Source organism: Bacteroides sp. f07 (genome assembly GCF_042854785.1).
In the GTDB taxonomy this organism is placed as follows: domain Bacteria; phylum Bacteroidota; class Bacteroidia; order Bacteroidales; family Bacteroidaceae; genus Bacteroides.
This window is the reverse complement of the sequence record NZ_BAABXI010000002.1, coordinates 1,251,070-1,265,298: the sequence shown is the minus strand read 5'-3', so window position 1 is coordinate 1,265,298 and position 14,229 is coordinate 1,251,070. Positions and strand designations below refer to the sequence as shown.

The window sequence follows — 14,229 nt, the reverse complement described above, 5'->3', positions numbered from 1 at the left end:
ATTTATACACAATGTAAATATATAGATATCCAATACATCATTATGTCATAAAACTTCTCCAAAGTCCTACATTTCAAGGACTTTTCATCTTAAAAACAAAGAGAAAAAATCGGAAGTCTTCAAAAAAAGACAGAAAGAAAATAAACAAGAAAGGATTTGCAAATCAATAAATTATAACTTAATAATTAAAGTATGAAAAGCAACAAAAAAGGTAACCACCTGTACGCCTGTAAGGATACTATCCGACGGCTATTTTTCTTCACTTTGTTCTCCCTTTTAATAGTTGGAGCCTATGCCCAGAATAAAACGGTCACAGGTACAGTTATTGACTTTACAGGAGAACCGGTCATTGGTGCCAGTGTATTGGTCAATGGCACTACAAATGGTACGATAACAGATTTGAATGGTAAATTTACTCTCTCTAATGTACCGGCTAAAGGTACGATAACAGTTACTTATATAGGATATAAGAAACAAGAAATTTCTGTCGCAGGAAATACCAATTTCAAGATTACGCTTCAAGAAGATTCGGAAACGTTGGATGAAGTAGTAGTTGTGGGATATGGCGTTCAGAAAAAAAGCGATGTAACCGGTGCCATGGCACGAGTCGGTGAAAAAGAACTGAAAGCAATGCCTGTCAAGAATGCCTTGGAAGGAATGCAAGGAAAAACAGCAGGTGTGGATATCACTTCCAGTCAACGCCCCGGTGAAGTAGGAAATATCAATATTCGCGGACAACGCTCTATCAATGCCGAACAAGGGCCGTTGTATGTTGTTGACGGCATGGTTATCCAAAACGGCGGTATTGAAAATATCAACCCTTCCGATATTGAAGCTATTGATATTCTGAAAGATGCTTCGGCTACGGCTATCTATGGTTCGCGTGGTGCAAACGGTGTAATTCTTGTCACTACTAAAAAAGGGAAACAAGGGAAAGTAACTTTGAACTATTCCGGTACTGTTACTTTTGAGACATTGCATGACGTAACAGAAATGATGTCTGCATCCGAATGGCTGGACTATGCCCGTATAGCTAAATACAATGCAGGTTCCTATGCATCCGCTACTCCGACCTACGAAGCTGACAAAGCAGCCTTCGGCAGTGTAGCCGCTTCCTGGAAAAATATCGAACAGGCATGGTCAAACGGTAATTACGACCCTTCAAAAGTAGGTTCTTACGACTGGGCTTCCCACGGCAAACAAACCGGAATTACCCATGAACATACATTAAGCGCATCCGGCGGTTCGGATAAATTCCAAGGGTATGCTTCATTCGGCTATATGGATCAGAAAGGTACACAACCCGGCCAGGCTTATGAACGTTATACCTTAAAGACTTCATTTGACTCAAACCCGGTGGAGTGGTTCAAAATGGGAACTTCCATTAACGCTTCCTACTCTACCCAAGACTACGGTTATAGCTTCTCTAAATCCGTAACCGGTTCCGGTGATTTCTACAGCGCATTGAGAAGCATGATTCCATGGACAATGCCTTATGATGAAAACAATGAATACATCCGCTATCCGAATGGTGATGTCAATATCATCAATCCTATTCGCGAACTGGATTATAACACCAATCAGCGTCGTACCTTCCGTGCATCAGCCAGCATGTACTCACAAATTGACTTCGGCAAAATATGGAAACCGTTGGAAGGCTTGTCCTACCGTATCCAGTTCGGTCCTGAATTCCAGTTCTATACATTGGGAATTGCCAACGCAGCCGACGGTATCAATGGCGATGGAAACAACGGCGCACAATATAAAAACGAACAGAAACGTGCATGGACATTAGACAACCTGATCTATTACAACAAGACATTAGGCCAGCATAATCTAGGGTTGACATTGATGCAATCCGCATCGGCTTACCATTACGAAATGGGAGATATGAGAGCTACCAATGTTGCGTCGGCAGATGAACTGTGGTATAATATGGGCTCTGCCGGTACACTGAATTCTTTCGGTACGGGTCTGACAGAGACTCAAATGGCATCTTATATGATTCGTCTGAACTATGGTTATAAAGACAAATACTTATTAACAGCATCTATGCGTTGGGACGGTGCTTCGCAATTGGCCGAAGGACACAAATGGGCGAGCTTCCCTTCTGCTGCCCTTGCATGGAGAATGGACCAGGAAGATTTCCTGAAAGATGTCAGTTGGCTTAATCAGTTGAAACTCCGTGTAGGTGTCGGTGTCACAGGTAATGCAGCTATCAAAGCCTATGCTACCAAAGGAGCAATCACCGGCCTATATTACAACTGGGGACAAAATGATTCTTCATTAGGTTATGTGCCTTCGGATCCATCACAGAAAACACCGGCTAAAATGGCGAACCCGACTTTAGGCTGGGAAAGAACGACCCAATACAATGTCGGTGTTGATTATGGCTTCTTTAACAACCGTCTTAGCGGTAGCATTGACGCATACAAGACCAAGACGAACGATTTGCTGTTGGAAATGACCATTCCTTCATTGACCGGTTACGTTTCCACTTATTCGAATGTAGGTAAGACATCCGGTTGGGGTATTGACCTGCAAATAAACGCAATCCCGGTACAACTTAAAGATTTCTCATGGAGTACAACCCTGACATGGTCTATGGATAGAAACCGGATTGACCAGCTATCTAACGGCAGAACGGAAGATGTAAACAACAAATGGTTTGTAGGAGAAGAAATCGGTGTTTACTATGACTGGGTATATGACGGCATATGGAAAACGGAAGAGGCTGAAGAAGCAGCCAAGTACGGACGTAAGCCGGGACAAATCAAAGTGAAAAATTTGAATAATGACGATAAGATAGATGCTAATGACGATAAAAAGGTTGTAGGTCATGTACGCCCTCGCTGGACAGGCGGTTGGAGCAACACTTTCAATTACAAGAACTTTGAATTATCTTTCTTCATTCTGTCACGCTGGGGATTCACCGTACCCCAAGGTGCTGTCACACTTGACGGCCGTTATATGCAACGCAAGGTTGATTACTGGGTAGCAGGAACAAATGAAAATGCAAGATACTACTCACCGGGCTCTAACGGTGAAGGGGCAGACACTTACAACAGTGCCATGAATTACCAGGACGGTTCGTATATCAAAGTGCGTAACATTTCATTAGGTTACAACTTTACTCCGAAACAATTGGGCAAACTGGGTATCAATAACCTGAAATTATATGTTCAGGCAATGAATCCATTCAATATCTATAAGGCATGTGATTTTCTGGATACCGATTTAGTGAACTATGACAACAATACCAAAACGTTCGGTTCACCCACTACTTTAAAGAGTTTTGTCATTGGTGTCAATATCGGATTCTAATAAACAATTAAAAGTAAGAACATTATGAAAATAAATAAATTATTATTCGCAGCTATACTAACCAGCGTTATGGGCGGTTCGTTCACTTCGTGCAGCGAATCATTCCTTGACGAAGAATTAAAGACCCAATATAGCACCGACCGTTTCAAGACACAGGAAGGTCTTGACGAGTTAGTAACCGGAGCTTATCAAAAGTTGAAATTCAAATTCAATTATATCTGGGGAATCCAATGTTATAACATGGGAGTGGACGAATTTACCGATGCCAACAATGTGATACCGGCATGGAATCATTACAGCCAGGACTTGAATTCTTCAGAAAATGCTGCTAACCAACCGATATGGGATAACTATTACGGATTGGTTGAACCGGCCAATATACTTCTCCAGAACTTGCCGCAGTATTACAATACAAGTTCGCCTACCTATAACACCCGTTTGGGAGAAGCCTATTTCCTCAGAGCTTATGCCTATTTCGAACTGGTGAAACAATTCGGCGGTGTACCCTTGAAACTGGAACCTTCTACAAGTGCGGAAACTTACTTCACCCGCAACTCGGAAGAGGAAATATACACTCAGGTAATATCCGACTTTGGAGAAGCATACCGATTGCTGCCGGAACAAGGAGAATCTGTCGGACGTATCAATAAATACGCAGCCGCCCATTTCCTGGCAAAAGCACATCTGTTCCGTGCTTCCGAATTATATAGCGGTTGGAACGGGAATTATGTATCTTCCGATTTGGACGCAGTTATCCAGTATGGTTCAGAAGTGGTAGACGCACATCCACTGTGTAAGGACTATGTGGAATTATGGGATTACCAGCAGCCGAACGGCGCAAACGAAAAAGTCAGCGAAGTAATTCTGGCTGCCCAATTCTCCAATGACGAATCAACATGGGGACGTTATGGAAACCAAATGCATCTTTATTATCCGTCTGTATATCAAGACCTCAGTGGTTGTAAGCGTGACATTTCCGGCGGACGTGAGTTCTCGTATGTCAGTGCTACAGAATATACCATGCAAGTGTTCGACCGTGTCAACGACTCCCGTTTCTGGAAATCATTCATCACTTGTTACGGAGCCAACGAAACAAAAAGTGCCCCGGAATGGACAGAAGAAGATATGCCTTATGCTCCGGCAGGTGTCAACAAGGGTGAAAAACGTTTCAAAGGCGGTGAGCTAGGTATAAAATACATCGTCAACAATCCGGGTGACAACCGATATGAAGAATATCCTAACGCTCCGGCATATACAGTATTGAAAGACGGAAAGATGTGTAACACATATACATATGTACGTTATTTCAAAGGACAATCCCATAGCTGGAACCTAAATGAAAAGACCGGCAACTATTACAATATTATCCCGCACAAGCGTTCGGTCGCTTTGTCTAAATTCCGTGACGGTTACCGTGTTTCTATCGCTTCACAATTTGGTACTCGCGACGCTATCATTGCCCGTTCGGCTGATGATGTGTTAATGGTTGCCGAGGCTTATATCCGCAAAGGTGAAGCTAGTTATGATAAAGCTATCGAGTGGATTAATAAGTTACGCGACCGTGCCGGCTATGCTGACAAAGAAGACCGCAGCAAGAATGTAGACGGCGGACAAGCCTATAAAAACAATCCTTACTGTTCAGGAAAAGGTGGCGGTCACTCTGACGAAGGTGCTATTTATTGGGACAAAAACACATACTATGAATCCAATAATATGGAAGATGCAGAGACTACGGCTTCAACCAAATCAGCAATGAAACTGAATAGCGTAGCAGACGTTTATAATTCTACAGTTGACACTCCTATTTATAATGAATTAGGCTGTACGTCCAATGCAGAAAAGATGATGTGTTTCTTATTAAACGAACGTACCCGCGAACTTTGCGGTGAATTACAACGTTGGGAAGACTTGGCCCGTACCAAATCATTGGATACCCGCTGGCATAAATTCAACGACGGTGCTACCCGGGGGATTGGCGAATTCAATCCAAGCAAACATTATTATCGCCCAATCCCACAGGCATTCTTAGACGGTATTACAAATGCAAGCGGCTCTGCCTTGACTAACGATGAAAAGAAAGCAATGCAGAATCCTGGATATTAATCTTAAATAGATATTGTCGATATTGCCACTTATGCTTCTTGAATATAAAGGCTTATTCAAGAAATATAAGTGGCAATTCTTTTTATTTGTAATCAACAATAGTTTGTATTACTAATAAACACTTTTGTTGATTTCTAATAAAAGCAATAGCATCCTACAAAATAGAATCAAATCTTCAATTATCTGTATCTAAACTAGCCAAAACTCTCTTACTGAATTTTTATGCAATAATCCGGTTTCAGCCGTTTCAGTTTTATTCGCAAACGCCTTGGCAGAAGGTGATAGCGGCTGAAAGCGAAAAAAAACATCCCCTGCGAGAATAGGTTGTAGCCAGGGGGGAGTGCTTTCAGCGCATTCAGCTTTTTCAGACTTGACGGTAGATCTATATATTCACCGTGGTAGGTATATATACTCACCGTACTGGATCTATATGCCCACCACGCGGGATATATAGATTCATCACCCGGGCAAAAGTGGGTGGCACGTGGGCTGAGGGCTGCTTACCTGTGGGCTGGAAATTATCGGCACGTGGGCTGGACAAAACAGAGCCTCTGTCTTGATGAAACAAAGGCTCTATTTGAGTGAAACAGAGGCTTCGTTTTGTTACAACAGAGCCTCTGTTGAAAGTAATTATAGCAAAAAGAAGGTAAAGTTATACACTTTTGCATTCAGGGGTGACTTCAGCCAAAAACGCCGATGAAAAGGGACTTTTTTGAAGAACTGAAAGCTGAAGGCGGTTTTTTACTTTTTATATTTGGTAGGAGATTTAGCTGTAACAAGTAGGAAACTTGACTGTAGCAAGTACTACACTCAATGAAATGATATAGGAGACTTGAGTAAGTCAAGTACATGGCTCGGCTTACTTCAGTACTGCTTTGATTCATCCCCGCATGGAAAAAACTATTCAAAGATAAGAATTATATGTTATTCTATATTCATATTGAAAAAACCAAAACGCCCGCCGTAGGAATTTCCGGGGTTCCTATCAATACTTTGCTACCTTTTGGCAAGTCGAAAGTATAAGGCTGGTCTGAATAGTTCAGAACAATTCCAAAGCCATTGCGGTATTCAAGGGTTACGCCATAAGGCAAATCCATTACCGGAATATCGAGTTGTGCATATAGTTTCTTCAACAGGTCTTTTTCCAATGCACCGTTGTGGCTATCCACTCCGACATAAGTAATCGTTCCTTTTCCCAATTTACGGAAAGTCACCGCAGGACTTCCTTCGTAAAATTCATTGGTATATGTCGCCCATACTTGTGCATCGGCCGGGGGATTCAGGATTTCTCCCCAGGTATTCCAGGAATACTCCTTTCCGTTCATGATAACAGTGCTGGGGTCTTCGGGAAGAAGCAAGTCATAGAAATTCATTTCGTTTCCTGTCAGCGGGGTAATCATAGAGCCGAAAGGGGCTTCCGGCAGACGGCCGTAACGGTCTTTCTGTGCAGTGCGACAGGTCAGGACGAGATTTCCGCCATTCTTCACATAAGCAATCCATTTATCTACCAGTTCTTTATCAGCTAATTGATAAGCCGGAGCGATGACAATCGGGTAATCCGACAGATTCTTGGCTTCTGAGATAAAATCGACAGGTGCTCCGAAGGATTTTAAAGTACGGTAATACTTTTCGATGTGTGCAAAAGTATCCCATGTGCGGTTCTGTTTCTGGCGTTCGATGCTCCAGAAGTTTTCATGGTTGAAAAGAATAGCCGTACGACGTGCGGTGTATGCGGCGGGTTTCGTTTCGCGGGGAGAATAGTGCTTGCGGAGTTCGCGAATCTCTTTTATAAAGGTTTCATATTCTCTCCCGCCGGGAGTTACGGTCACTCCGTCCGTACCTACTATCCCGTAATGATATTGCTCTGTGCCGTAGAGAGGCTGACGATAACGGTAGGTGCAGATAAAATCACTTCCACCGGCAAAGACACTCCACATCCACAGGCGGACTGCTCCCGGAAGCGGTTGGGGATTGATGCTGCCCCAGTTTACCTGTCCCGGCTGAAGTTCCATTACGCCGTAAGTTCCCTGTATCGGACGGAAGAAATCATTTGCCCACGCGATACGCAACGGATTGCCGACACGATACCCCCGACGGCCGATACCTTCATTATCTCCATATACCATATAGCGGGTGTAACTCTGAAAGTCAAGGGAAGGGCTGCCGCCGATATGCCCTTCGTCATAGTTCGGTATATAGTTGGTAGTTACCCATTGGTTCTTGGCGTATTTCTTGATTAGCAGGCATTGTTCATTCAGGAAATCATTGGTCTGTGTTGCCGCAAAACGACGGTAGTCCAGGATTTGATGATGATTCATAAACATCTGTACACGCTTGGGAAGGGTTATTTCATCAAAAGACGAATAGGCTTCGCTCCAAAAAGCCGTTCCCCATGCATCGTTCAATTGCTGTATGTTATTGTGGTATTTGGCACGAAGGAAATCGCGGAAGGCAAGTTCCGCTTTCAGGTTATAGTCGAATTGTACGGCAGGCTCGTTATCGAGTTGCCAGCCGATAATACGGGAGTCATTTCCATAATGCTGTGCCAGTTTCTCTATCATTTTATAAGATAGTTCCCTATACAGGGGGGAAGCAAATGATGCGTGCTGGCGGGCGCCGTGGTCGAGGATAGTGCCGTCTTCGTTCTTCAGCAGGATTTCGGGATATTTCCGGCTCATCCATACAGGCGGTGTGGCGGTAGAAGTACACATGATTACTTTCAAATCATATTTGGCAGCTAAAGCTACGGCTCTGTCGAGCCAGGCAAAGTCGTAACGCCCCTCTTCGGGTTCCAGTTGCGCCCAGGCAAACTCGGCAAAATGGGTAAACTCAAATCCCAGTTCATGCATTTTCTTAAAGTCACGCTCCCATTGGCTTTCATTCCAGTGTTCGGGATAATAATAGACACCTGTCAATGTCAAGTCCTTGTCATTAAACCAGGAAGAGGTCTGTGCTGTGGCTGAAAGGGTCAGCAGGCAGGCGGCACAAAAAGCTGCCAGCATTTTACTTTTTATCATATATTTCATAAATTCGATGAGGTTATCGGTGTGATTATTAGTTCAATATTAGTTTTATAAATGGAGAATTAGGCACGGATTACACGGATTTCACGGTTTTTCCTAAATATGTGTGCATATTGCAACAGCGTAATCCGTGTAATCCGTGCCTAAAAATCATCATTTCTCATAGATTTTCCATTCCCATAATCCGGCATCTCCCCTGCGGATATGAAGGCGAAGATAACGGGATTTGCCAATGCCGTCAGCTATATGAGGAGAGCGTACCTGTACTTTTCCTTGTTCGGCACACGTCTGCCAATGCTTTCCGTCCATTGATTTCTCCAGTCTCCACGTATGTCCTTCGGTGGGGCGGGTAAAGTAGAACTGACATTCACTGATGTTGCGGATTTCTTTCAAGTCCGCCGTGATATAGGGACTGCTGTCCGTATCGGCAGCCATCCAGCGGGTTCCATTTGATTCGTCAGCTACAGATGCAGCTTGATAAGTATGTGTACGCGTATAGCTTTTCACCGAGCCTTTATCCGGCAAAGGTTGGTTGGGCCGGGTTTCGATATTGACAACGGAAGTTCGGGGAGCTTTCTCGCTGGAAGCATAGAAATGAGCCTGCAAGGCGAGGTTCTTCCGTGCCTCTTGCGGAGTTGTCAGGTAGCCGACACCACGGATATCGGGGATTAAAGTCTTAATCGTTCCGTCGTCATTAAACTCCATGCGGTTGGCGTACACCTGGCGGGTAGTTCCGCCGTCCCCATATTCAAGATAGAGGAAGATATATTCATCCGTTCCCTCGTCATAGAACACATTGCCGTGTCCCGGTCCCCATACCTGGTTCTCGGGAGAAGAAAATAAAAAGATGTCGTTGCCTTCCGGCTTTACGAAGCCGGTAAGAGGGGATTCACGGCTCATCATATAGGCATTTGCATAATTCTGATGTCCGCTCAACGTATAAATATAATAATAGATGCCTTTGCGCTTGAACAGAACAGGGCCTTCGGAATATCCCTGACGGGGTGTTTTCAATGTCACCGGTTCACCTTCCAAATGAAGCCTGTCCGCGGAAAGGCGTGCCGCGTTCCGGCGACGCCAGTAAATATATCCTGTACCATCATCGTCAATAAAAGGTTCTCCGTCAATATCATCAATGAGAGCCGGGCTGTCGATACCGCCTTCTCCGGCGGAAGCTAAGAGTCCCTTACTGTCAGCCAAGAGCCCCTTACCGGGAGCAAAAAGCCCCTTACCGTCGGCAAAACGGAAAGGCCCGTCCGGACGGTCTGCCACGAGCACATATGTTCCCATTTTCTCGTCCGGCTTCACGAATGTAGTGTACAGATAATATTTGCCGTCCTGTTCAATCACTCTTCCGGGAGCCCAGTAACGGAAATACCCTTTCTTCTTTTCACCTTTATCATTCGTATATTCATATTCCTTCGACCAGTCGAATCCGCTAATATGGGAACCTTCAAAGCTCCAGTTCACAAAGTCCTTCGATTTCCATACGACAGGTGTTCCGGCACGGTTCAGACCGTAATCCAAATCGGTCGTTCCATACAGATAATATGTATCACCGAACTTGGCTACGGAAGGGTCTGCCACATTATCGGGAATCAAAGGGTTGTAGTTGCGGTTGGCTTTCAGCGCTTCCACTACGGAAATATCGACCGCAAAAGCTGTTCCGTGGCGGATACCCCGGGGAAAGGAAACCTGTTCGGAAACATCTTCCCACGTCTCGCCGTAATCCAGCGAACGGACAGCGCCATAACGGTGGTCACGGTATTTATCGAAATAGACATAGAGTGTATCGCCTACAAAAAGAGGAGCCGGGCCTTCCGCCCAGTATTTTCCTGTAATGGGTGCAGATACTTTGGTAGGGAATCCTTTCGCTATCTTCTTCGTGCGTGTAACACGCAGATTCTTTTCCGGCGGATTGGAATTTTCGTTCTTCACTACCATTATCAGGTCTTCATGCTTCGGGTCTTTCACAATGGCAGCGTCAATTACGCTGAAATCAGGATTGAAGAACATCTTTGTCTTTGAGAAAGTACGGAAGTCTTTTGTCGTCACATAATAAATGCGATGATTCAGTCCCTTCTCGCTTTCGCTGGTCGGCACTTCTTTGTGACGGCCGGGGATGGTGGTAGCCCAAAAGATATAGTAAGTCTGCGAAGGTTCGTCATAGAACAGTTCGGGCGCCCAACAATTATGGGCTTCCGGCTCATGCATCATCACCGGAATGGCTTGCTGTTCACTCCAGTGAATCAGGTCGCGGGAAGAGGCATATCCGATAATCCGGTCTGTCCAACTGGAAGTCCATACCATATGGAACGTTCCGTCCGGAGCCTGACAAATGCTCGGGTCACGCATTAATTTATCTTTACCGACAGAGGGTGTCAGATAAGAGCGCCCGCCATTCAGGGGCAGCCAGTTTAATCCGTCGTAACTGTATGCCAAATGCAGTCCGTCCTTACTGTCATTGATAAAAAAAGAAAAGAGATAGGCTTTCTCACCGGCAAAGATTGTCATTATCGACCAAAGACTGAGAGCTATCCAGACAAATACTTTTTTCATGGTTCCTTTTAAGATTAAAAAGTTTACTTCGCAAATATAGGGCATCCCGCAAACTCCTCAAAGACAAAGGGCATGGACAATATTTCAAATACATGTAGTTTTGTACACCAACCACCCGATAAGCCCATTTTGATACAATATTCTATGTATCTGTACATCTTTCTATTTACCAAACCTTTAAAAAGCCCTACTTTAGCGGCAGATTTTCAGAAGAAATGAAAAACATATCAATCCTATATATCATGAAACGACTTTTAGTAAGTATTGCTATCGTATTTGCCGCTATACTGACCGCAGTGGGGCAAAATCATTCTTTCAGCTTATCCGGCAAGTGGAACTTCCAGATAGACCGGGAAGATATCGGCGTCAGGGAACAATGGTTCAAAAAATCCCTCGACGACTCTATCAACCTGCCCGGCTCCATGCCCGAAAAGCTAAAGGGGGATGAAGTGACCGCCCGCACCCAATGGACGGGAAGCCTCTACGACAGTTCTTACTACTTCAACCCATATATGGAAAAATACAGGATAGAGGGACAAGTGAAACTCCCCTTCTTCCTGACTCCCGACAAACATTATGTAGGCGTAGCCTGGTATCAAAAGAAAGTTACAATTCCTTCCAACTGGAAAGGGGAAAGAATCTCCCTTTTCCTGGAACGTCCGCATATCGAAACCACCGTTTGGGTAAACCAAAAGGAACTCGGCATGCAGAACAGCCTTTGTGTTCCTCACGTCTATGACCTGACTTCTGCAGTCGCCCCCGGAAAGACGTGCCTGATTACTATCCGCATTGACAACCGCATCAAGGAAATCAACGTAGGCCCCGACTCCCACAGTATCACCGACCAGACGCAAGGCAACTGGAACGGTATCGTCGGACGAATCGAATTGCAAGCTACACCGAAAATACACTTTGAGAACATTCAGGTATATCCCGATTTGAGCAATCAGAAAGCGCTGGTGCGTATGAATGTACAGTCCGCTTCTTCCGCCAAAGGAGAAATCATGCTTTCTGCCGAGAGTTTCAACACGGACATCCGGCACAAAGTTGCTCCCGTACAGCAAAGTTTCAGTATCCGTCCGGGAGACAATGCGGTCGAGATGGAACTTCCGATGGGAAAGGATTTCCTGACATGGGATGAATTCAGCCCTGCACTCTATAAACTGACAGCCACGTTGAGCAACGGCAAACAGACGGATACAAGGCAGGTGCAGTTCGGTATGCGCGACTTCAAGATAAAAGGAAAATGGTTCTACGTGAACGGCAGAAAGACAATGCTTCGCGGCACGGTAGAAAACTGTGATTTCCCGTTGACGGGCTATGCGCCGATGGATGCAGCTTCCTGGGAACGGGTATTCCGCATTTGCCGCAGCTACGGGTTGAACCATATGCGTTTCCACTCTTTCTGTCCGCCGGAAGCCGCTTTTATCGCTGCCGACCTTGTAGGGTTCTACCTGCAACCGGAAGGGCCGAGCTGGCCGAATCATGGGCCGAAGCTGGGCAACGGACAGCCGATTGACAAGTACTTGATGGATGAAACGATTGCTTTGACGAAAGAATATGGGAATTATGCTTCTTATTGTATGCTGGCCTGCGGCAATGAGCCTTCCGGTCGTTGGGTGGCATGGGTAAGCAAGTTTGTGGATTATTGGAAAGCGACCGACCCGCGTCATGTATATACGGGAGCTTCCGTAGGAAATAGCTGGCAGTGGCAGCCTCACAATGAATTTCATGTGAAAGCCGGAGCACGAGGATTGAGTTGGGCAGGTGCGCGCCCGGAAAGTATGTCGGACTATCGCGCCAGGATAGATACGGTAAAACAGCCGTATGTTTCGCATGAGACGGGGCAATGGTGCGTATTCCCGAATTTCAATGAAATCCGCAAGTACACCGGAGTCAACAAAGCGAAGAATTTTGAAATCTTCCGGGATATTCTGAATGACAACCACATGGGAAGCCAAAGTTATGACTTTATGATGGCTTCGGGCAAACTTCAGGCTCTCTGCTACAAGCATGAGATTGAAAAGACATTGCGCACTCCCGATTATGCCGGATTCCAGTTGTTGGCTCTCAATGATTATTCCGGTCAGGGAACTGCATTGGTCGGTGTGTTGGACGTATTCTTTGAAGAAAAAGGATATATCAACGCAGAACAGTTCAGACGTTTTTGCAGTCCGACTGTGCCATTGGCGCGTATCCCGAAATTTGTATATGCCAATAACGAAACATTCCATGCCGACATCGAAGTGTCTCATTTCGGGGCAGCTCCTTTGCAGGAAGCAAAAACGGTTTATATCATTAAGGATAAGTTTGGGAAAGTATATGCTCATGGAAGTGTAGGTACTCACAATATACCTATCGGTAATCTCTGTTCTTTGGGTAGTGTAGATATGGATTTAGCAGAAGTCACTACTCCGCAGAAACTTAATCTGGAAATACGCATCGAAGGCAGTGACGCCGTGAACGACTGGGATTTTTGGGTATATCCCGCGCAAGTGGAATTGACGCAAGGTGATGTTTATACCACAGATACGCTGGATGCAAAGGCTTTATCAGTATTGCAGGAAGGTGGAAACGTTCTGATTACGGCAGCCGGAAAGATTCAATACGGCAAAGAAGTCAAACAATATTTTACTCCGGTATTCTGGAACACTTCCTGGTTCAAGATGCGCCCGCCGCACACGACGGGTATCTTCGTGAACGAATATCATCCGCTTTTCCGCCAATTCCCGACGGAATATCACAGCAACCTGCAATGGTGGGAACTGCTGAATAAAGCACAGGTGATGCAGTTCACCGATTTTCCGGCAGAGTTCCAACCGACTATACAGAGCATTGATACGTGGTTTATCAGTCGGAAAATAGGAATGTTGTTTGAGGCAAAGGTATTGAACGGAAAGTTACTGATGACCAGTATGGATATTACTTCACAACCGGAAAAAAGAATCGTTGCCCGGCAGATGCACAAAGCAATCCTGGATTATATGAATTCGGATGCTTTCCGCCCGTCAACGGTAATAACACCGGAGCAGATACAAACGCTGTTTACTAAAGTAGCGGGAGATGTGAAGTCTTACACCAAAGACTCGCCCGACGAACTGAAACCGAAGATTAACTAAACGGAAATTATCAGGCACGGATTACACGGATTACGCTGTTGCTTTACGTAAAGCATAATTCTGAAAACCGTGAAATCCGTGTAATCCGTGCCTAATATTAT

The 14,229-nt window shown here is 45.0% G+C and carries 5 protein-coding genes; 3 read left to right on the top strand and 2 right to left on the bottom strand.

Translation table 11 applies throughout. From position 1 onward, the window contains the following. Nucleotides 1-192 precede the first annotated feature (192 nt). Both ACGHVY_RS19825 and ACGHVY_RS19820 read left to right on the top strand, forming a co-directional pair. A complete protein-coding gene (locus tag ACGHVY_RS19825; RefSeq protein ID WP_390600937.1) occupies nucleotides 193-3,324 on the top strand; it encodes a SusC/RagA family TonB-linked outer membrane protein in 3,132 nt (1,043 codons plus the stop codon). A gap of 24 nt (nucleotides 3,325-3,348) precedes the next feature. Then, nucleotides 3,349-5,427 carry a RagB/SusD family nutrient uptake outer membrane protein gene (locus ACGHVY_RS19820; protein WP_390600935.1) on the top strand — a complete coding sequence of 693 codons (2,079 nt, stop codon included), beginning with the start codon at nucleotides 3,349-3,351 and terminating at the stop codon, nucleotides 5,425-5,427. A 935-nt stretch (nucleotides 5,428-6,362) separates the two neighbouring features. Here the strand turns inward: ACGHVY_RS19820 and ACGHVY_RS19815 are convergent. Both ACGHVY_RS19815 and ACGHVY_RS19810 read right to left on the bottom strand, forming a co-directional pair. Beyond that, on the bottom strand, nucleotides 6,363-8,453 hold the full coding sequence (locus ACGHVY_RS19815) for a beta-galactosidase (protein WP_390600933.1): 2,091 nt from the start codon (nucleotides 8,451-8,453) through the stop codon (nucleotides 6,363-6,365). A gap of 150 nt (nucleotides 8,454-8,603) precedes the next feature. Further along, nucleotides 8,604-11,009, bottom strand: a complete 2,406-nt coding sequence (locus tag ACGHVY_RS19810) for a family 43 glycosylhydrolase (protein WP_390600931.1) — start codon at nucleotides 11,007-11,009, stop codon at nucleotides 8,604-8,606. Between the two features lie 242 nt (nucleotides 11,010-11,251). Here ACGHVY_RS19810 and ACGHVY_RS19805 point away from each other — a divergent pair, with 242 nt between their 5' ends. Then, nucleotides 11,252-14,128, top strand: coding sequence for a sugar-binding domain-containing protein (locus tag ACGHVY_RS19805; RefSeq protein ID WP_390600928.1), 2,877 nt, complete (start codon nucleotides 11,252-11,254; stop codon nucleotides 14,126-14,128). Nucleotides 14,129-14,229: the final 101 nt, after the last annotated feature.

What these genes read in the sequence shown, in the direction of transcription:
- ACGHVY_RS19825 (WP_390600937.1), top strand. Translation starts at nt 193, where the DNA reads ATGAAAAGCAACAAAAAAGGTAACCACCTGTACGCCTGTAAGGATACT.
- ACGHVY_RS19820 (WP_390600935.1), top strand. Translation starts at nt 3,349, where the DNA reads ATGAAAATAAATAAATTATTATTCGCAGCTATACTAACCAGCGTTATG.
- ACGHVY_RS19815 (WP_390600933.1), bottom strand. Translation starts at nt 8,453, where the DNA reads ATGAAATATATGATAAAAAGTAAAATGCTGGCAGCTTTTTGTGCCGCC.
- ACGHVY_RS19810 (WP_390600931.1), bottom strand. Translation starts at nt 11,009, where the DNA reads ATGAAAAAAGTATTTGTCTGGATAGCTCTCAGTCTTTGGTCGATAATG.
- ACGHVY_RS19805 (WP_390600928.1), top strand. Translation starts at nt 11,252, where the DNA reads ATGAAACGACTTTTAGTAAGTATTGCTATCGTATTTGCCGCTATACTG.